Origin of the sequence: Bifidobacterium sp. UBA6881, assembly GCA_002451435.1 — a bacterium.
In the GTDB taxonomy this organism is placed as follows: Bacteria; Actinomycetota; Actinomycetes; order Actinomycetales; family Bifidobacteriaceae; genus Bifidobacterium.
In genome coordinates, this window is record DKCF01000043.1 from 12370 (window position 1) to 12852 (window position 483).

Below are 483 nucleotides of genomic sequence, written 5' to 3' on the forward strand. Positions count from 1 at the left end.
GTCCCATGGGAACGCAGCCGCAAATTTCACTCAAACCGGGAAATGTGGAATTGCTGGATGTGTTCGGCCCAACGATCCGGCGTCGGCAAGGTGATCAGGGCGCGCATGGACAGTGTGTACACGGCCACAACGACCAGCACGGCCGCGAGAATCCAGCACGTCGCTGCATATCCGATGCATTGCATGCCAATGCCGGCAAGCAGCACGCACAGGCCGTAGGAACCGTATTGGGTGAGCGAGCTGCCCGCTTCGACGCGGCCAAGCTTGTCCTGTGCGACCAGAATGTTACCGAATCCGCCCAGCACCGCGTTGCCCGCGGGCAGGAACAGCACTGAAAGCACCAGGAACGCCGCCTTGGCGATGGTGGATGGGCTCAGCGCGGCACCGGCGAATCCCACGGCGAGCGTGACGAAGGCCAACGCCACCAGTACTCCGCCGCGCACGCGCTGCACGGCCGCCGACGCGATCACCGCGCCGAGCAGC

1 pseudogene is annotated in these 483 nt (G+C 64.6%); it reads right to left on the minus strand.

Annotation, left to right across the window (positions count from 1 at the left end):
- Positions 1-26: 26 nt before the first annotated feature.
- Positions 27-483: pseudogene (locus B3C64_RS03685) on the minus strand (MFS transporter); the annotation flags it as partial.